This window comes from Blautia sp. MCC269, assembly GCF_018785655.1.
Lineage (GTDB): Bacteria > Bacillota > Clostridia > Lachnospirales > Lachnospiraceae > Blautia_A.
Genome location: NZ_WQQE01000050.1, coordinates 81,058 through 100,237, shown reverse-complemented (window position 1 = coordinate 100,237; position 19,180 = coordinate 81,058). Strand labels below are relative to the sequence as shown.

The following is a 19,180-nucleotide window of genomic DNA, read 5'->3' as shown; positions in this document are numbered from 1 at the left end:
TGAATTTGCCAGAACATGTCCATGGACAATATGTCCGAATTCATGGGCAATGATAAAATTCAGCATGGACTGATACAGCTCTTTTTTATAACTGTCTTCTTTTTCTTCTGACAGGTGAAATACTTTTCTGAAATTTTTATTACCGATGAATTCTTCGACTTCTTTCCAGAAAGCGACACAGAGTCCTATTGTCAGTACTATGTAGTTTTTTCCTTCGTATTTCTTTGCAAATGCATTTACTCTGATGTCATTTACGATCCAGACGGAGACCTGCATTTTTTCAAATACGTCTTCGGATACCCATGTCTTGATTCCTGGTCTCATTTCGGATAGCAGTGGGTTGGTGATTTCTGCTATGGAGTAGAAATCCGGGATGTATTCTAGAAGTTCGATTTCGGCTTTGTTTATTTTAATTTTCTCCATTACTCTTTTTTTATCTCCATTAAACTTTTCGTAATTTAAAAGTTATCTTTTTATTAACAACTATTTCTGAATCTACATTATTTCCTAGTCAATATTTTCTATCTTAGTTCTAATGTATTCTTGTCCTTCACTGGACAATTCATAAAAAACGCAATTTTCACATTGAATTCCATTAACCAATCCAGCATTCTCAAGAGCCTTTAACGTATCTGCAACTGAACTTTTTGAAATACCCAGTTCTGTTAGATCTTTATATCTTGCATGCAAATGTTTATATAAAAATTCCATGATATCTCTAGCATCTTTATGTTGAGCTTCTATAAATTTTGTATTTACCTTTACCTTTTTATTAATAGCAAGATTTTGGTAAATTTTATTAAAAATATTATATTGATCTACTATTTTCGCTGAAAGAAGCAGAATCTGATCAGCAGATTTATTCAATTCCTTTGTCATTTCTATTCTTAATTTACGTTGTTCTTCTAACAATTGTTTCATTTTTTCCAAATTATTTTCTTCATATGCCATTAAATACGAATCTGAAATGGAAATCAATAAATCTCGAAATAAATCTTCTATAGCTCCATCCACAACTACTTTATTTCTGTTATTTTGGTTAACGCATTCTTTTAATTCTGCAATATAATATTCCATTTCTTTCATCTTGCCACCTCATTCTCCATAAAACTTATAGAAATCCTCATATTATATAGTTGTCTTAGCTCATTTCTCATTCCTCCAATTACTACTCAGTTTACTACATTTCATTACAAATTTCATTCTATTTTCATCGACAAATTTCGACTCTACCCATACCAAAGGTTTCCACTTTCGGAATTTTCCAGAAATTTTTCAACATAAAAAACGCCCCAGATTCATCATAACTCTGAGACGTTTTCCACATTTGCTTTTATTTAGCTCTATCTTTCTTTACAATATCGCCCGCACAACCCTAGGCTTGCATCCAGCCTTCTCCAGTGCCGCAACAATCTGATTCTTATGATCTGTTCCGAATGCTTCCATGGTGATTCGAAGTTCTACGGCTGCGTTTCGGTTGGTGCTTACGAACTGGTTGTGATCCAGCTTGATGACGTTGCCCTGGTTCTCGGCGATGACGCTGGCTACTCTTACGAGTTCGCCTGGCTTGTCCGGGATGAGGACGGAGACGGTGAAGATTCGGTCTCTCTGGATGAGGCCGTGCTGTACAACAGAGGACATGGTGATTACGTCCATGTTTCCACCGCTTAAGATGGAGACGATCTTCTTTTTCTTCACATCCAGGTGGCGGAGAGCTGCTACGGTAAGGAGACCGGAGTTCTCTACGATCATCTTGTGGTTCTCTACCATATCCAGGAAAGCTACGATCAGTTCGTCATCATCGATGGTGATGATATCGTCCAGGTTCTCCTGGATGTACGGGAAGATATTTTTTCCAGGGGTCTGTACTGCGGTACCGTCGGCGATGGTGTTTACGTGAGGAAGGGTTACGACCTCACCTTTTTCCAGGGATGCCTTCATGCAGGCTGCTCCTGCAGGCTCCACGCCGATGACCTTGATATGTGGGTTGAGGAGTTTTGCAAGGGTGGAAACACCGGTTGCAAGTCCGCCGCCGCCGATTGGGACGAGGATATAATCTACCAGCGGAAGTTCCTGTACGATTTCCATGGCGATGGTTCCCTGTCCGGTTGCTACTGCCGGGTCATCAAACGGATGAATGAAGGTGTAACCTTTTTCTTCTGCAAGTGCAAGTGCGTGTGCACAGGCCTCATCGTATACGTCACCGTGAAGGATAACTTCTGCGCCATAGCTCTTGGTACGCTCTACCTTGATCAGTGGTGTGGTGGTCGGCATAACGATGACTGCTTTTACTCCGTATTTATGTGCGGCATAGGCAACACCCTGTGCGTGGTTTCCTGCGGATGCGGTAATCAGGCCTTTATTTCTCTCTTCATCGGAAAGTGTGCTGATCTTATAGTATGCGCCACGTACTTTGTAGGCACCGGTGCGCTGCATGTTCTCCGGTTTCAGATAAACCTTGTTTCCTGTCATATCTGAGAAATAACTGCTGTATATCAGCTTTGTTTCCTGTGTCACTTCTTTTACTTTGGCTGCCGCTTCTTCAAAGCTCTCTAATGTAAGCATTTGTATTTAGCTCCTTTCTTCTACGTCAAAGAGGGCGTTTACAAATGCGTCTGCGTCGAATTTCTGCAGGTCATCGATGCTCTCGCCTACTCCGATGTATTTTACTGGTATGTCAAGCTCGGACTGGATCGCTACGGCGATTCCACCTTTGGCTGTACCATCAAGTTTGGTAAGAATGATTCCGGTAACATTGGCTACCTCTGCAAACTGTCTTGCCTGAGAAAGTGCGTTCTGGCCGGTGGTTCCGTCAAGGACTACCAGGGTTTCCAGATAAGCTTCCGGGTACTCACGTTCCAGGATACGGTATATTTTGCGAAGCTCCTCCATCAGGTTCTTCTTATTGTGAAGTCTTCCTGCTGTATCGCAGATCAGCACATCTGCGTTTCTGGCCTTGGCTGCTGCCACCGCATCATAGACAACCGATGCCGGGTCTGCACCGTCCTGTCCGCCGATGATCTCAACACCTGCACGGTTGGCCCACTGTGTCAGCTGTTCTCCTGCTGCCGCACGGAACGTATCTGCTGCACCAAGGATCACCTTCTTTCCCTGATCCTTCAGTTTACCGGCCAGTTTGCCTACGGAGGTAGTCTTACCGACTCCGTTGACACCGATTACCAGGATTACGGATTTCCGGTTCTCGAATTCATATTCTGTGCTCTCCACCTGCATCTGCTTCTTGATGCTGTCGATCAGAAGCTGCTTGCACTGGGAAGGCTCCTTGATATGCTGCTCGGCCACCTGTTCCTTCAGATGTTCCAGAATGGAGGTGGTTGCGTTGATGCCGATGTCTCCCATAATCAGAATTTCTTCCAGCTCTTCATAAAAATCATCATCAATACTGGAAAATCCGCTGAAAATGGAATCAAATCCGGCAACGATATTGTCTCGCGTTTTGGTAAGGCCGCTTACCAGACGTTTAAAAAATCCTTTTTTTTCTTCTGCCATACTTGTTTCATCCCCTCTGTTACCGGGTAAGCTGGTTCTCAACTAGGTCTACAGATACCAGCGTGGATACCCCTTTTTCCTGCATGGTAATTCCATAAAGCCGGTCTGCGGCATTCATGGTACCACGTCTATGTGTTATTATAATAAATTGTGTGTTCTTCGTCAACTTCTGTAAATAACCTGCAAAACGGCCTACGTTGGAGTCATCCAGAGCTGCCTCGATCTCATCCAGAAGACAGAACGGTGATGGTTTCAGGTTCTGGATGGCAAAAAGAAGGGCAATGGCTGTCAGTGCCTTCTCTCCACCGGAAAGCTGCATCATGTTCTGGAGTTTTTTTCCGGGCGGCTGGGAAATAATTTTGATTCCTGCCTCCAGAATGTCCTCGTCTTCCGCAAGTTCCAGAGTTCCCCGGCCTCCGCCGAACAACTCTTTAAAGGCTTTGTCGAATTCTTTTTGGATTTCTCCGAATTTTTCGGTGAACTGTTTCCGCATTCCCTCATCCAGCTCCTGAATGATCTGTTCCAGCGTTTTTTCCGCTTCCAGAAGATCGTTGTACTGGCCACTTAGGAAGGTATGACGTTCCAGAAGTTCTTTGTAATCTTCAATGGCATTGACATTGACAGAACCAAGGGAGCGGATCTCTTCTTTTAGCTTGTGGATCTGCTGTTTCATCACATGGCGGTCACTGAATTCTTCTTTTCGGTACTGCAGCGCATTATTCGGGGTGATCTCGTATTCCTCCCACATGTAGGAAATACGGGCTTCCCGGTTTTCTTCGATCTTTTCTGCCTGAGTTTTCAGACGGAAACATTCTTTGTCCAGAAGGCTGATCTGATTGGATAATTCATCCCGTTTTTCAAAGAACTCTTTATGGCTCTTTGTGCTTTCTTCTTTTTCCTGCTGCAGTTTTTCAAGCTGTTTCTGGGAAGCTTCTTCTTTTGCGGCAAAACTTTCGATCTCAGCCTGGACATTTTTGATCGTTTTTCTTTTTTCTGCAGTTTCCTGGCTGCCTTTTTCCAGGGAATCCAGAATTTCTTCTTTTTCTTTTAAAAGAACATCGATCTCTTCTTTCAGACGTTTCAGGTTCTCCTTTATGAAGCTTTCCTTCTGCTGGGATGCGGATGCATCCAGACGGATCTTTTCCAGAGTTTCCAGGGTTTGTGCCTCATCTTTTTTCCAGTCTTCCAGTTCCTTCTGTCGGGTTTCGATGAAGGTTTCCAGTTCTTCCTCGTCCTTTTTGGAAGTTTCCAGTTCCTGGGTGATCTGGGCGTTATCTGCCTGCATTTCTCTTGTCTGGCGGCGGATTTCTTCCTCTTCCCGCTGGATTCTCACATAACCGCCCCGGATTTCTTCTGCTTTTTTCTCCAGCTGCTCGATGTTCATTCTGGCTGTATTCTGCCCGATAGACTGCTCCTGGAATTTCTGCTGCAGGGAATTTACGGTATCCCGCATTTCATTTCGTTTCCTGCGGTTATCCTCCATGGACTGACGGATTTCGTTGTACCTGGCCGCCAGTTCTTTTACTTTCTTTTCCAGTTCTTCGATCTCACGGCGGCGGCCAAGAAGGTTGCTGTTGTTCTTAAAAGCACCACCGGTCATGGAACCGCCCGGGCTTAAGGACTCTCCCTCCAGAGTTACCATCCGGATACTGTGGCGGTATTTTCTGGCAATGGCAATGGCGTGGTCAATATTGTCCACAACCAGTACTTTTCCAAGAAGATAACCGATCAGTCCTGCGTATTCTTTGTCTGCACTTACCAGACCACTTGCAAGACCGATGGCTCCCTCTTCATTTAAGGCTCCCCTCTGGGCGAATTCGCCTCTCTGGGAAATACTGTTTAAGGGAAGGAAGGTAGCACGTCCGTACCGGTTTTTCTTCAGGAATTCGATCATCTCCTTGGCTGTCTGCTCATTGTCTGTGACAATGTTCTGGATGCTTCCGCCAAGTGCTGTCTCAATGGCGATCTCGTAGTTTTTTTCCACATGGATGATATCTGCCACAACACCGCGGATGCCCGGTACATGGTCTTTCTGCTCCATGACACGGCGGATACTGTTTCCGTAACCGTCGTAACGTTCCGTGATATTCTTTAAAGATTCCAGACGGGAAGCCTCTCTGTGGTAGGCTCTCTGGCTTTCTTCCAGCTCGGTATTCTGCTGTTTCAGGGTTTCCTGGATGGCTTTGATCTCTTTTGTGAGGTGGCTTCCCTCTTCCTGGATGGCCAAAATGGCTTCGGTGATGGTATCGTACTCTTTTTTTGCCCGGCTGATGGCTGACTGCTGTTCTTCTTCCTGTGTTTTCAGGGAAAGCATTCTCTGGCTGATTCCGGCTTTCCGGATATCCAGCTGTTCCATCATGGCATCAAAACGCTGGGCCTTACCTTTGGTGTTTGCACGGGAGTTGAGGATTTCGATAATTTCGTTTTTTCCATCTTCTACTGCCTGGGTACATTCTTCAATGTTGCTCTGGATGTTATCCAGCTTTTCCTGCTCGTCGGAGAGCTCTTTGCTGATCTCGCGGAGCTTTGCCTGCAGGTCTGCTCTCTGCTCTTCCAGTTCCTCTTTGTCTGCGGATTTTTTCTCCGTGTCTTCCTGGATAGCCAGAAGACGGCTGCGGTAATGGCTGTCGTTCTGCTCGCCTGCAAGGATCTGTTCATGAAGGACATTGATCTCACCAGAAAGCTGCTGCTTACGGATGGCACGGTCCCGGCTTTCTTCCCGGAGAGTGTCCATACGCTGATTTAGCTCTTCCAGAGATTTTTCCAGGCGCTCATACTCCTCTTTTGTGCGGCTGTGGGCGTCTTTTGCCTCCTGTAACTGGTTTTCCGCGATTCTGGTCTTTTCTTCCAGCTCTTTGATCAGATTGCCGGTGTGTTCATATTCCAGAAGGAACATGTTCACATCCAGCTCTTTCAGACTTTCTCTTTTTGCCAGATAGATCTTTGCAGTTTCAGACTGACGTTCCAGAGGTTCCAGCTGTTTGGTCAGCTCGCTTAAAATATCAGTGACACGGACCAGGTTCTGCTGTTCTTCTTCCAGTTTTTTCAGAGTGGTGTTTTTTCGTCTTTTGAACTTGACGATTCCTGCTGCCTCGTCAAAAAGCTCTCGGCGGTCTTCCGGCTTGCCACTTAAGATCTTGTCAATCTGGCCCTGGCCGATGATGGAGTAGCCTTCTTTTCCGATGCCGGTATCATAAAACATCTCATTGATGTCTTTCAGACGGCAGGAACTTCCGTTGATGCGGTATTCGCTTTCTCCGGAGCGGTACAGCCTTCTGGTTACGGTTACTTCCTCAAAATCCACCGGAAGTTTGTGGTCACTGTTGTCCAGAGTGATGGCCACCGATGCAAAGCTTAAGGGCTTTCTGAGTTCTGTTCCGGAAAAAATAACGTCCTGCATATTTCCGCCTCGCAACTGCTTGGCACTCTGCTCTCCCAGAACCCAGCGGACTGCATCGCCGACGTTGCTTTTTCCACTGCCGTTTGGACCTACAATGCCAGTGATTCCGTTATGAAATTCAAAATTGATTTTCTGTGCAAAGGATTTGAATCCCTGCACCTCTATATTTTTCAGATACATTGGACACCTGCTGTTTATTTGATCCTACGGATCGCCTCAAGGGCTGCGGCCTGCTCTGCCGCTTTCTTGGTATGGCCGGTTCCGGTTCCCATACTTTCTCCGTTGATCAGGGCTTCTACCGTAAAGCTCTTGCTGTGATCCGGTCCTTCTTCTTTCAGAAGACGGTATTCCACCGGATGGTTTCCGCCCTCCTGTACCATCTCCTGCAGTACAGTCTTGCTGTCATAAAAAATTCTCTTGTCTTCCAGATCATTGAGGATAAATTTCAGGACAAATGTCTGGGCCGGTTCAAAACCGCCGTCCAGATACATGGCTCCAATGAGGGATTCCAGCGCATCGGATACGATGGAGTCACGTTTCCGGCCACCCATCATTTCCTCGCCTCTTCCAAGAAGAATGAACTCCGGAAGGCCGAATTCTCTTGCACAGTAGGCAAGGCTCTTTTCGCATACCATGCTGGCACGCTTTTTAGTAAGTTCTCCCTCCTGGTTGTTGCGGAATTTTTTGTACAGAAAGTCACTGCTGATCAGTTCCAGCACTGCGTCACCCAGGAATTCCAGACGCTCGTTGCAGCCAAGTTTTCCAAGATGTTTCTCATTGGCATAGGAGCTGTGTGTCATTGCCTGTTCCAGCAAAGATTTTGCGGTAAACTGATATCCGATGGTCTGTTCCAGTTTTTTTAAATTATTTTCCATTTCTTTTTCCCTTCGTTGCGCGGCGAAGAGTCTCCACTGCATCGGAAATGGTTACAATCTCTTCTGCATCCTCTGCATCTATGTGGATATCGTAGGTTTCTTCCAGATCAATAAGCATCTGGAAAAAATCCAGGGAATCCATGCCCAAGTCATCCACAAAGGTCGTTTTTTCCGTAAGGGGATCTACGGTTCTTCCCAGAGTTTTTTCTATGATTGTTTTCAGTATTTCCAGTTCCACGACTGTTCGCCTCCTGTTCTGTCTGTAATAATTTCTGTTCTGTTTTATTTTTCTTCGGCTTTTGCTTCTGCCTGTGCTTTCTGTTCGGCCGCAATGAATTCTTCGATCTTTTCGTTGATCTTTTCTTCCTTAAACTGCTCGCACTGGAAGATGGCATGACGGATTTCCACGCTCTTTGCGCTTCCATGGCTCTTTACTACCAGGCCTTTCAGTCCAAGAAGCGGAGCTCCGCCGTATTCGCTGGCGTCAAAGGCTTTCAGGGTTTCCTTGAGGGCCGGTTTCACCATCAGGGCTCCTACTTTGCTTCTAAGGCTTGTCATCATGCCTTTTTTGATCATGGATACCATGGTTGCTCCCACGCCTTCATAAAGCTTGAGGATCACATTTCCCACAAATGCTTCGCAGACAACCACATCTGCGTATCCTGCCGGGATATCCCTTGCCTCAATGCTTCCGATGAAATTAATATCTTTGCATGCTTTTAAGAGAGGGAAAGTGGCTTTAACCAGGGCATTGCCTTTTTCTTCCTCTGCACCGTTATTTACGATGGCTACTCTTGGTTTCCTAACTCCCACTACGTTCTCCATATAAATGGAACCCATCTGTGCAAACTGTACCAGATGGTTCGGTCTGGCATCTACGTTGGCGCCGCAGTCGATTAGAAGGGAAACTCCTTTGGCTGTCGGGATCAGCGGGGCAAGAGGCGGTCTCTGGATGCCTTTGATCCTGCCTACAATCACCTGTCCGCCTACCAGAACTGCTCCGGTGCTTCCGGATGATACGAAGGCATCTGCCTCCTGTTTTTTTACAAGATTTAAGCCTACTACAATGGAGGAATCTTTCTTTTTCTGGATCGCCATTACCGGAGGCTCTGCGGTCTCGATCACCTGGGAAGCGTGTACCACACGGATTCTGTCTTTCGGGTAATCCTGGTATTTCTGAAGTTCTGCCTTTATCACATCTTCCTGTCCTGTGAGGATAACCTGAATGTTATGTTTCTCTTTTACGGCTTCTACGGCTGCCTTCACCGGCTCTACCGGGGCATTGTCACCGCCCATTGCGTCTACAACGACTTTTACCATTTCTGACATATGTTGTCCTTTCTCTGTCCGAAAACCTTTTCGGAATGCATATGGTACACTGTAGTGAAAATCCTCAGACCCAGCGGTACAAGGATTTTCACTGCAGAGTACCAAAACAAATGTACCGTTACTTATGATACTAAAATTCTGCCCGGGAAGTCAATACGTTTCGCGCAAACCCTGAAAATAAAACAGTTGAAAACAGAGAGCTTATAGCGGTATTCCCCGAAATGCTATAAGCTCTCTGCTGATATATCTTATTCTTTCTGCGCCTCGATCTGTTCCGCAAGGTCGTTTAAATACACCCAACGATCCATTTTTTCATCCAGCTTCTGCTGGGTTTCCTGCTGTTCTTCGGAAAGTTCCCGGAGTTTTCCGGCGTTGGTGGCATTGACTGCCATTTCTTTGTCGATCTGTTCCAGACGTTCCTCCAGTGCCGCAATGTCATCATCGATGGTTTCAAATTCTTTCTGTTCTTTATAGGTAAATTTCAGCTTCTGTTTCCGGTTCTGTTTCCAGGTATCTGCTGAGGATTTCTTTTTTTCCGGTTCCGGCATCTCGTCCTGGCTGCTGCCTGCCATATCCGAACGTGTTTCCAGTGTCTGGCCTTTTCTGGCTTTCGCTTCCAGATAATCGGTGTATCCCCCTTCATACTGTACCAGCTGTCCATCCCCCTCAAATGCCATAATGCGGTTTACCACATTGTCAAGGAAATAACGGTCATGAGATACGGTAATCACAATACCGGAAAAAGAATCCAGATAATCTTCCAGGATAGTCATAGTAGGGATATCCAGATCATTTCCTGGCTCATCCAGGAGCAGGACGTTCGGTGCCTCCATCAGGACTTTCAGAAGGTACAGTCTTCTCTTCTCTCCTCCGGAAAGTTTTTCTACAGGTGTGTACTGCATGGCCGGGTCAAAAAGAAATCTCTCCAGCATCTGGGAAGCGGTGATTCTTCCTTCTTTCGTCGGAACATATTCTGCCACTTCGCGAATATAATCGATCACTCGCTGTCTTCCATCCATATCCGGAACGTTCTGGGCGAGATATCCGATGCGGATGGTTTCGCCGATCTGAATTTCTCCGGAATCCGGAGCAACCAGTCCTTCTACCATCTTAAGGAGGGTGGATTTTCCACAGCCGTTGGGGCCGATGATTCCAAGGCGCTGATCTCTTAGAACAATATAATCAAAATCATTGATCAGAAGGCGGCCTTCTATGGATTTACTCACGTGATGGAACTCTACGGTCTTTTTACCCATACGGGTTTCCACGGAGTCCATCTCTATATTCTGATCTTTTACCGGAGTTTTTCCTGCTTTCAGTGCTTCCAGACGGTCAAGCCTTGCCCTCTGCTTGGTACTTCTGGCACGGCAGCCTCTCGCCGCCCATTCCAGTTCCATTCGAAGGACACTGCGGCGTTTACGGTCGCTGGCAAGCTCCATCTCTTCTCTCTGGGCTTTCAATTCCAGAAACCTGGAGTAATCTCCTGCGTAGGAATATAATTTTCCGTGGCTGATCTCCAGGATACGGTTGGCCACACGGTCCAGGAAGTATCGGTCATGGGTAACCATGATCACAGTTCCACGAAAATTCCGAAGAAAGTCTTCCAGCCAGGTAACCATCTCCCCGTCCAGGTGGTTGGTAGGCTCATCCAGGATCAGGATGTCTGCCGGATTTAAAAGCATTCTGGCCAGTGCCACTCTCTTTTTTTCACCGCCGGAAAGATTATCCATATTGCTGTTCTGGTCTGTAATTCCAAGCGTGTTCAGCATACGGCGTGCCTCGCTCTCCGTACTCCAGTCTTTCTGCCATTTGCCCTCTGCCACATAGTCCAGAATGGTCATATGCTGTGGAAATTCCGGAGTCTGGGGAAGCCAGCTGATACGAATTCCGTTCTGGGTGATCACCTGGCCTTCATCCGGTTCTTCTTCTCCTGCAATGACCCGGAGCAGGGTGGTTTTTCCTGTTCCGTTGACACCGATGATTCCGATCTTTTCTCCCTGATCAATGCCGCAGGAAATATCGTCAAAAATTACCTTGTCTCCAAAAATCTTGTGGATATGTTCTATATTAAGAATGTTCATGTGTGTTTCTCCATTTTCTTTTTTCGTAAGTTCCTGCAGATAAAGATATCCGCATTGGCTTTTTCACTCTACAACGAATAATAACGAATTTCCTGCTTTCCGTCAAGAAGCATGTATTTTGGGAACGGGGAAAACGGCTGCGTTTCATGCTCTGAAATACAGCCGTTGTTGTAAGGGTTTTTTTAAGGGTTTTGTCTGGATTTTTGTTGACAGTTTCTCATGTCGCCAGTTTTCTTTTTTACTTTCCGTATATCTACCGCCTTTCTTTTTGGATGACATCATTGTAAAAAATTTCCCGGCAAATGACAACCAACCTGTGACAAAATGACGTTTTCCATGATATCTTGCACTCTTTTTCCAGAATTTACTAATGATTTTGAGAGAATATGAGATCTTACGACATTTCTCTACAAAATCTCCCCCGTAAAACTTATGTAAAATCGTAAACTGCCTCTGGACATTCCTAAAAGTTATGCTATACTACCTTTACACTTATTTCTCCGGAGGTTACAGATTTTGAATATTGCTATTATTGATGACATTGCATCGGACGCAGAACAGCTGAAACGTATTATTACTTCTTATTTTGAAAACAGACAGATTCCCACGGAAATCCGGTACTTTTCCAGTGCGGAGGCTTTCTTTGACGATTACCGGCCCGGAAATTTCCAGATCCTGTTTCTGGATATCTATATGGATGGCATTACCGGCATGGAAGCAGCCAGAAGAATCCGAAATCAGTCTGATGACTGCATTCTTGTTTTTGTGACTACCAGCAGTGAATTTGCGGTGGAAAGCTACGACGTAAATGCCGCCTACTATCTTCTGAAACCTTTTCAGCCGGAAAAGCTGTGTCAGATTCTGGATTCTTTTCGTCTGAAAGAGGCTCTTCATGCACGATATATCGAAATTATTTCTGACCGTGTTCCTGTGCGTGTGCCGCTGCACAGCATTCTGTATGCAGATACATTCCGCAATGCCGTCTGCCTGCATACAGATGCCGGCCCGCTGCGTTCTTACCTTACATTCCATAAATTTGAGGAGCAGATCCGTGACTGCCACAATTTTCTCTCCTGTTACCGTGGATGTATGGTAAATATGGACCGCATCCAGGAAGCCACCGACGACGGATTCCTTCTGGATAACGGAGAAACTGTCCAGATCCGGAAACGTGGTTCTGCCGCTATCCGAAAAGCTTATCTTCAGTATCTTTTTTCGTCAGGCGAAGGAAAATCTCTGCCTTAAAAATCCCATTATGGTCCTGAAAGTCTGCAAGACCACCATAACGTGCCGCAATCTCCGAGATGGATGCGGTTCCGATTCCCTGTCCGGAATGTTTTCCGGAGAAAATTCCGTCCCTGCCTCTTCGAAGAGAACCTGTACAACTATTTTCTTCTTCGATCAGCAGTTTATTATTTCTGGCCCGGATCTGTACCCGGATAAATCTTGGGCTGCCATCCGGGCACCTTTCGGCTGCCTCAACTGCGTTTTCCAGCAGATTTCCAAAAAGCCGGCAGAAGTCTGTATCTTCGATTCCTGTATTCTCCGGTGCCTCCACCTGGCACTGAAAAGAGATTCTTTTTTCCCGGCAGATCTCCTCATAATAATGAAGAATTGCATCGGTTACCTGATTTTTACAGTAGGTCTGATATGTAAGCCTCTCCTGAAACTCCCTTGTATACCGGCAAAGATACGTCTGCATTTCCTCATACTGTTTCTGTTCCAGAAGGGCAGCCAGCACCCGGAGATGTTGCCGCATATCATGACGGACACGGCTGGTTTCATCCATCTGCGCTTTCAGTTTTTCGTAATGTTTTTTCTGAGCAAGCAGACGCAGTTCTGTCTGTTTGCTGTATATCTCATAGGTGAGACGGATTTTGTACGCTTCTGAAAGATCTCTCCACAGCACGCAGGCAAACGCAATGGCCAGTACCATCCCTCCGGTCTCCGGAAACCGGCCTCCGATGATAGGTTCGTAAAGAGGCCAGATCCGATCTGCTGCAAGGGAACAGGCGTAAACCGTTGTTCCCACCAGAACAATTTTCCCATATCCGCAGTCAGTTTCCCCGAAAGTATTTACCAGCATATAAAACGCCGCAACCCATTTGACAGCTTCGCTGATCCAGGATGCTTCATAGAAAATTCCTGCTGAGGGAAGAATATCCACAAAAATTTCCAGAAGAAAAGCTGCCACAATCCAGACATCAATCATAAGAGACAGATATGTCCTGGTGCGGATATGTACTGTAAGCACTCCAAACATGACGCAAATACAAAATGCCATGGCAAATCCGCTCCCAAGTACCCGCAATCCTCTCTGCATATTGATCTGAACCGGGGACCCGAACACCGGAATATACTGAATTCCGGATTTGACATGGTTTTTGTCTGCCACTGCTATGACAATTTCCGCCATTTCAGATCCCTGAAATGTAAAAACACGGTTCATAATCTGCTCTTTATAAGTTTTTTCATCCGGATCTCCCACTTCTCCTGCCAGTTCTCCGTTGATATAAATCCGGTATGCGGAAAAGACCTTCTTAAGAGAAAGGGCCCATGTCTGTTCTTTTTTCGGCAGAATCAGAATCATCCGATAGGTTCCGCAGCCATAGGGAGAGGCATTTTTGTCACCCAGTTCCATTCCTCCGTATTCTCCAATGGAAATATACCGGCTGTAATATCCGGTGTTTTCTTTCAGCATATCTGGAGTAAGAAGTTTCCCCGGAAAATACTGCCATTCTCTGACCAGATAATGCAGTTTCCCCGCTGCTTTTTCCTCATCCAGACAGAGAATTCCCTGAATGGGCTCCTCTCCTCTGGCCGTATATTCATTGTTCATGCGGTACATCAGAAAAAATGCCGTCATGGATAAAATCACTGTAATTCCGAAAATAAGAGTCCACAGCTTATTTTTCTTCTCTATGGCTGCCACCCCGCTTTCCGGATCGGTTTCGGATTCCCACCGTCAGGGCTGTGATTGCTGCCATTGCCGTTTTTATGGCGTACCTCATGCAGATCCCCATAACAATCACTCCAAGTACTGATAAAATCCCATATCTTATTGTTTTTCGCAGATTGTGCATGTGATTCATCCCCTTTTGTGCTGTTTTAAATATCCATCTATATGCGTCCAGAATACCGCTTTTTCTCTTTTCAGGCAATGAAATCAATTCGTAATAAATCGACATTTTTCGAGAAAAACAAAGGTGCCAATCACTGCTATCACGCAGAATCAGCACCCTTTTTATATGGTTATTTCTTTTTTTGTATACCGGGAAAACGCCGGAAATAGTAAATGACAAACAGCACCGCAGTAATTACCCAGGACACCGGATAGCTGAGCATAATGCTGTTAATTCCGGGATGGGATTTTACAAAGGCAAACAGCCAGATAATCCGGATCATGCAGACGCCTCCGCATGTCAGAATCATGGGGATCAGAACTCTTCCGGCACCACGCAGGGCGCCGGACAGAATTCCGATCACAACATAAAGCGCATACGATGGGATCAGGAACCGGATCATATGGACTCCAATTTTCACCACTGTCTGATCTGTGGTAAATAGGCGGTAAATTGGTCCCGCAAACAGAACAATTGCACCACTTACAATAAATGCGGTAATATATGCCATTGCCATACAGACACGGACGCTTTTTCGCATGCGGTGGTATTTTCCGGCACCGTAGTTCTGTCCCACAAAGGTGGTAATTGAGATAGCAAAGGCATTGCAGACCATCCAGAATACCGCGTCAATTTTTCCCAGGGTTCCCCAGGCTGCCACGGTATCCGTTCCCAGCTCATTGACAAAAATCTGAATAGTAAGATTGGCAATGTTGTACATCACAGATTCCAGTCCTGCTGGAAGTCCAATCCTTAAAACTGCTCCAAGAGACCGGAGATCAAAACGGATCTCATGGAAATCCAGACGGTAAATATCTTCTGCCCGCATCAAAAACCAGGTTACAAGAATGGCACTGACTGCCTGACAGCTGACTGTTGCAAGTGCAACGCCAAGAACTCCCATATGGAAGATTACAACAAACACAACATCCAGAAGAATATTCAAAAGGCAGGTGATGATCAGCACATAAAGGGGTCTTTTGGAGTCTCCTACTGCTCTTAAGATACTGGATACCATGTTGTAAACCAGATTGAAAAAAGTTCCCGCAAAATAGATATGCAGGTACAGTACAGAATCCGGAATTACTTCTGCCGGTGTTTTCATCAGGTGAAGGATCGGCTCTGCCAGGATAAATCCTGCTGTTCCCACAATTATGCTGGCTGCCAGACAGAAAATCATGGATGTGTGAAGCGCTTTTTTGAGATTTTTGTGGTCTTTTGCGCCGTAGAACTGTGAAATCACCACAGACGCACCAGAACATAGGCCCACAAAAAATCCTACAATCAGATTCACAATCATGCTGGACGAACCACCGACTGCAGCCAGCGCTTCTTTTCCCACAAAACGGCCTACCACAACCGTATCGGCGGTATTATAAATCTGCTGGAACAGAGTTCCAAACAAGATCGGAAAAAAGAAAAACAGAAGCTGTTTCCAGATCACGCCCTCTGTGATCTGGTTTACGGCGGTATTTTTCTGATTTTTGTTCTCTTTCATATTTTTATTTCCCCTCAGAGTATAAAAAAAGCCGGTATACTTATCTCAGCATACCAGACTCTTTTCTGCATCATATATTGACTGTCTAATTAAAATTAGTCCTCAACTTTGATGATTTCCTTCTTATTGTAGCTTCCGCAAGCTTTGCAAACTCTGTGTGGCATCATAAGTGCTCCACATTTGCTACATTTAACAAGGTTCATAGCGCTCATTTTCCAGTTCGCTCTTCTCTTGTCACGTCTAGCTTTGGAAGATTTGTTCTTAGGACAAATGGACATAGGTTACACCTCCTTAAATTTACTGAATATATCACTGATAGCTGCCATGCGGGGATCCTTAGGCTCCTCCTTGCATCCGCAGGGACCTTCGTTCAGGTTCTTCCCGCAGCGGCTGCAGATACCTTTACAGTCTTCTTTACATAAGACCTTCAAAGGCCAGCATATCAATACCTCAAGATAGACCAACCGGTCCACATCCAGGTTCATACCTGTGAGATAGCTGCTTTCATCCAGATCATTGACACGTTCTTCGTCAGAAAGCTTCATGTCGAGCTTCTTCTTAAATTCCAGCGGTATCTCTACGGCTACTGTCTCAAGACAGCGGTCACAAGGGATTCCCACTGTAATCTTACCGGTTCCTGTAAGTTCAAGAACCTTATCACCGGTATTGGTGATTGTAAGCTCTACCGGTTCTTTCGCAAGTACCGGAAAACTTCCCATCTGAAAATCAATCTTCTCCAGTTCAGGAACAACTGACTCCTGGATCGTCTTGCCATCACAGGAAGAAATGTCTAATAAATGAATCTGCATAAGTCTCTCCTATCCACACTCAATCCATTATACATATGGTCTTGTGATTTGTCAACGTTATTTTCGGGAAAATATTACATTTTTTTAATTTTTTGTTACTGTTGGCTTAATCGGAAATTCAGGGGCAAATTTCGGGGGTGGACTGTTACCTGTCCGCCCCCGAATGTATACTGCTGGTTCGCAGTAATATTCTGCCTGATTTCCGGCTATGCCCGAACGGTTTTATACCATCTGTGTCAGTACTGAAGCGGCTGATTATACCAGTGCTACAGTCTCACGGCAGATTGCAAGTTCCTCGTTTGTCGGGATAACTGCAACTTTAACTTTGGAATCTGGTGTGGAGATTACGATCTCCTCGCCACGATGTCCGTTTTCGTCTTTGTCAAGTGTTACGCCAAGGTATCCAAGATAGCTTACAACTTTCTCACGTACCGGGATTGCGTTCTCACCGATACCTGCTGTGAAGACGATCGCGTCAACACCGTTCATTGCTGCAACATATCCGCCTACGAATTTAGCGATGCCGTAGCAGAGAACATCGATTGCGTTTGCTGCATCTTCGTTTCCACCCTCAGCTGCCTCGTTAAGGTCACGGAAGTCACTGGAAAGTCCGCCGGAAAGTCCAAGAAGACCGGATTTCTTGTTGAGTACGTTCATAACGCCCTCGATGTCAAGGTTCTCTTTCTTAGCGATGAACTCCATGATAGCCGGGTCGATGTTACCGGAACGTGTTCCCATAACAACACCTTCCAGTGGTGTAAGACCCATTGTGGTGTCTACACATTTTCCGTTTACAACAGCGCTGATGGAAGATCCGTTTCCAAGGTGGCAAACGATAACTTTGGAGTTGTCTTTGTCAAGGCCGAGGAACTCAACAGCTCTCTTGGATACGAAGCTGTGGGATGTTCCATGGAAACCGTATCTTCTTACTTTATATTTCTTGTAGAATTCAAGCGGAAGTCCGTAGAGATATGCTTTTGCAGGCATTGTCTGATGGAAAGCGGTATCAAATACACCTACCTGCGGTACACCTGGCATAAGCTCTGCACATACACGAATACCGATCAGGTTTGCCGGGTTGTGAAGCGGTGCAAGGTCGTTGCACTCTTCTACTGCTTTGATCATCTCATCTGTGATCACTGCGGAAGAAGCGAATTTCTCGCCGCCGTGTACGACACGGTGTCCGATTGCGTTAACTTCTTTCAGGCTTCCGATTGCGCCTGTCTTGTCATTGGTAAGTGCATCCAGTACCATCTGGATTGCCTCTTTATGTGTTGGCATAGCTGCCTCTGTGATCTCTTTGTCACATCCGGCTTTCTGATATACCAGTCTTCCGTCGATACCAATTCTCTCGCAGAGACCTTTTGCAAGGACATTCTCTGTCTCGGAATCGATTAACTGATATTTTAATGAAGAACTTCCACAGTTGATAACCAATACGTTCATGATTTTACTCTCCTGATTATTTATAATTATTTATCCTCTGCCTGGCACTGTACTGCTGTGATTGCTACAACACCTACGATATCGTCTGCAGAGCATCCACGGGACAGGTCGTTTACAGGTTTCGCAATACCCTGTGTAACAGGTCCGTATGCTTCAGCTTTACCAAGACGCTGAGCAAGTTTGTATCCGATGTTACCTGCATCAAGGTCTGGGAATACCAGTACGTTCGCTTTACCAGCTACTTCGCTTCCTGGTGCTTTGGATGCGCCTACGCTTGGAACGATAGCTGCATCAAGCTGGAACTCTCCGTCAAGTTTAAGCTCCGGATGCTCCTCTTTTGCGATTCTGGTAGCCTCTACGACTTTATCTACGTCAGGATGTTTTGCACTTCCCTTGGTGGAGTGGGAAAGCATAGCTACGATTGGCTCCTCCTGAACAAGAAGTTTGAAGGACTCAGCGGAAGATGCTGCGATTGCGGAAAGTTCATCCGGTGTCGGGTTCTGGTTCAGACCGGAATCAGCAAATACGAATGCACCGTTTGCGCCATACTCGCAATCCGGAACTACAATCAGGAAGAATGCGGATACAAGCTTGGTTCCCGGTTTTGTCTTCAGGATCTGAAGGCATGGACGAAGTGTATCTGCTGTAGAGTGGCATGCACCGGATACCATACCGTCTGCATCACCCATCTTAACCATCATTACGCCATAGTATGGGTACTGAGTATGAAGGATCTCTTTCGCTTTTTCAGGTGTCATTCCTTTTTTTGCTCTCAGTTCTACGAATTTATCAATGTATGCCTGAGTTCTGTCGGATGTCTCCGGATCTACGATCTGTGCGCCGGAAATATCAAAGCCGCCCTCTGCAGCTTTCTTGTTGATCTCTTCCTCATTACCGATGAGGATGATTTTGGCAACTCCCTCTTTCAGAATCTTGTCAGTTGCCTCAAGAGTTCTCATATCCTCTGTCTCTGGCAGTACAATTGTTTTTACGCTTTCTTTTGCTCTTTTCTTAAGCAGTTCAACAAATCCCATGATTAAATGGCTCCTTTCTTGATGTAACAAAAACGCTAGTGTCTGTTCGGGCACTACACTGTGTTTATTATACCCC

Annotated in this window: 17 protein-coding genes; 1 reads left to right on the top strand and 16 read right to left on the bottom strand. The window is 45.6% G+C overall.

The window, feature by feature from the left end:
• From GPK88_RS15690 to GPK88_RS15650, 9 genes are all read right to left on the bottom strand, one after another.
• Positions 1-423, bottom strand: a 423-nt coding sequence (locus GPK88_RS15690) for a M48 family metalloprotease (protein ID WP_215708017.1), incomplete at its 3' end; no start/stop codon positions are given.
• 84 nt (positions 424-507) lie between these two features.
• Positions 508-1,086, bottom strand: a complete 579-nt coding sequence (locus tag GPK88_RS15685) for a MarR family transcriptional regulator (protein WP_173771951.1) — start codon at positions 1,084-1,086, stop codon at positions 508-510.
• Between the two features lie 267 nt (positions 1,087-1,353).
• Positions 1,354-2,565, bottom strand: a complete 1,212-nt coding sequence (gene ilvA, locus GPK88_RS15680) for a threonine ammonia-lyase (protein WP_148447143.1) — start codon at positions 2,563-2,565, stop codon at positions 1,354-1,356.
• A 6-nt stretch (positions 2,566-2,571) separates the two neighbouring features.
• Positions 2,572-3,510 carry a signal recognition particle-docking protein FtsY gene (gene ftsY / locus GPK88_RS15675; protein WP_118062468.1) on the bottom strand — a complete coding sequence of 313 codons (939 nt, stop codon included), beginning with the start codon at positions 3,508-3,510 and terminating at the stop codon, positions 2,572-2,574.
• A gap of 19 nt (positions 3,511-3,529) precedes the next feature.
• Positions 3,530-7,090 (bottom strand): chromosome segregation protein SMC, encoded by a 3,561-nt coding sequence (gene smc / locus GPK88_RS15670; RefSeq protein ID WP_215708016.1) that lies wholly within the window; start codon positions 7,088-7,090, stop codon positions 3,530-3,532.
• A gap of 14 nt (positions 7,091-7,104) precedes the next feature.
• Positions 7,105-7,785, bottom strand: a complete 681-nt coding sequence (gene rnc / locus GPK88_RS15665; protein ID WP_021977667.1) for a ribonuclease III — start codon at positions 7,783-7,785, stop codon at positions 7,105-7,107.
• On the bottom strand, positions 7,775-8,023 hold the full coding sequence (locus GPK88_RS15660; RefSeq protein WP_148447149.1) for an acyl carrier protein: 249 nt from the start codon (positions 8,021-8,023) through the stop codon (positions 7,775-7,777). The genes rnc and GPK88_RS15660 overlap by 11 nt, the downstream gene beginning before the upstream one ends.
• A gap of 44 nt (positions 8,024-8,067) precedes the next feature.
• Positions 8,068-9,114 (bottom strand): phosphate acyltransferase PlsX, encoded by a 1,047-nt coding sequence (gene plsX / locus GPK88_RS15655; protein ID WP_173762615.1) that lies wholly within the window; start codon positions 9,112-9,114, stop codon positions 8,068-8,070.
• 248 nt (positions 9,115-9,362) lie between these two features.
• A complete protein-coding gene (locus tag GPK88_RS15650) occupies positions 9,363-11,195 on the bottom strand; it encodes an ABC-F family ATP-binding cassette domain-containing protein (RefSeq protein WP_173762614.1) in 1,833 nt (610 codons plus the stop codon).
• Positions 11,196-11,711: 516 nt separating this feature from the next.
• On the opposite strand from GPK88_RS15650, the gene GPK88_RS15645 reads away from it, so the two are divergent.
• A complete protein-coding gene (locus tag GPK88_RS15645; RefSeq protein ID WP_021977671.1) occupies positions 11,712-12,440 on the top strand; it encodes a LytR/AlgR family response regulator transcription factor in 729 nt (242 codons plus the stop codon).
• On the opposite strand, the gene GPK88_RS15640 is transcribed toward GPK88_RS15645, so the two are convergent.
• From GPK88_RS15640 to pta, 7 genes are all read right to left on the bottom strand, one after another.
• Entirely contained in the window at positions 12,379-14,061 is a 1,683-nt protein-coding gene (locus GPK88_RS15640) for a sensor histidine kinase (protein ID WP_215708015.1), read from the bottom strand. The two genes, GPK88_RS15645 and GPK88_RS15640, sit on opposite strands and share 62 nt — an antisense overlap.
• Before the next feature lie 40 nt (positions 14,062-14,101).
• The gene (locus GPK88_RS15635; protein ID WP_173771957.1) at positions 14,102-14,278 is read right to left on the bottom strand and encodes a hypothetical protein; all 177 of its coding nucleotides are present in this window, start codon (positions 14,276-14,278) and stop codon (positions 14,102-14,104) included.
• A gap of 169 nt (positions 14,279-14,447) precedes the next feature.
• On the bottom strand, positions 14,448-15,815 hold the full coding sequence (locus GPK88_RS15630; protein WP_215708014.1) for an MATE family efflux transporter: 1,368 nt from the start codon (positions 15,813-15,815) through the stop codon (positions 14,448-14,450).
• 95 nt (positions 15,816-15,910) lie between these two features.
• A complete protein-coding gene (rpmF, locus tag GPK88_RS15625) occupies positions 15,911-16,093 on the bottom strand; it encodes a 50S ribosomal protein L32 (RefSeq protein ID WP_015525241.1) in 183 nt (60 codons plus the stop codon).
• A gap of 3 nt (positions 16,094-16,096) precedes the next feature.
• Positions 16,097-16,624 carry a YceD family protein gene (locus tag GPK88_RS15620; protein WP_092069907.1) on the bottom strand — a complete coding sequence of 176 codons (528 nt, stop codon included), beginning with the start codon at positions 16,622-16,624 and terminating at the stop codon, positions 16,097-16,099.
• A gap of 255 nt (positions 16,625-16,879) precedes the next feature.
• Positions 16,880-18,070: an acetate/propionate family kinase gene (locus GPK88_RS15615; protein WP_215708013.1), complete on the bottom strand. Its 1,191-nt coding sequence runs from the start codon at positions 18,068-18,070 to the stop codon at positions 16,880-16,882.
• A gap of 26 nt (positions 18,071-18,096) precedes the next feature.
• Positions 18,097-19,104, bottom strand: a complete 1,008-nt coding sequence (gene pta / locus GPK88_RS15610) for a phosphate acetyltransferase (RefSeq protein WP_148447162.1) — start codon at positions 19,102-19,104, stop codon at positions 18,097-18,099.
• Between the last annotated feature and the right edge of the window lie 76 nt (positions 19,105-19,180).

Bases quoted from the DNA above. Each gene is read 5' to 3' on its own strand.
- GPK88_RS15685 (WP_173771951.1), bottom strand. From the start codon at position 1,086: ATGAAAGAAATGGAATATTATATTGCAGAATTAAAAGAATGCGTTAAC.
- ilvA (WP_148447143.1), bottom strand. From the start codon at position 2,565: ATGCTTACATTAGAGAGCTTTGAAGAAGCGGCAGCCAAAGTAAAAGAA.
- ftsY (WP_118062468.1), bottom strand. From the start codon at position 3,510: ATGGCAGAAGAAAAAAAAGGATTTTTTAAACGTCTGGTAAGCGGCCTT.
- smc (WP_215708016.1), bottom strand. From the start codon at position 7,090: ATGTATCTGAAAAATATAGAGGTGCAGGGATTCAAATCCTTTGCACAG.
- rnc (WP_021977667.1), bottom strand. From the start codon at position 7,785: ATGGAAAATAATTTAAAAAAACTGGAACAGACCATCGGATATCAGTTT.
- plsX (WP_173762615.1), bottom strand. From the start codon at position 9,114: ATGTCAGAAATGGTAAAAGTCGTTGTAGACGCAATGGGCGGTGACAAT.
- GPK88_RS15650 (WP_173762614.1), bottom strand. From the start codon at position 11,195: ATGAACATTCTTAATATAGAACATATCCACAAGATTTTTGGAGACAAG.
- GPK88_RS15640 (WP_215708015.1), bottom strand. From the start codon at position 14,061: ATGACGGCATTTTTTCTGATGTACCGCATGAACAATGAATATACGGCC.
- GPK88_RS15635 (WP_173771957.1), bottom strand. From the start codon at position 14,278: ATGCACAATCTGCGAAAAACAATAAGATATGGGATTTTATCAGTACTT.
- GPK88_RS15630 (WP_215708014.1), bottom strand. From the start codon at position 15,815: ATGAAAGAGAACAAAAATCAGAAAAATACCGCCGTAAACCAGATCACA.
- rpmF (WP_015525241.1), bottom strand. From the start codon at position 16,093: ATGTCCATTTGTCCTAAGAACAAATCTTCCAAAGCTAGACGTGACAAG.
- GPK88_RS15620 (WP_092069907.1), bottom strand. From the start codon at position 16,624: ATGCAGATTCATTTATTAGACATTTCTTCCTGTGATGGCAAGACGATC.
- GPK88_RS15615 (WP_215708013.1), bottom strand. From the start codon at position 18,070: ATGAACGTATTGGTTATCAACTGTGGAAGTTCTTCATTAAAATATCAG.
- pta (WP_148447162.1), bottom strand. From the start codon at position 19,104: ATGGGATTTGTTGAACTGCTTAAGAAAAGAGCAAAAGAAAGCGTAAAA.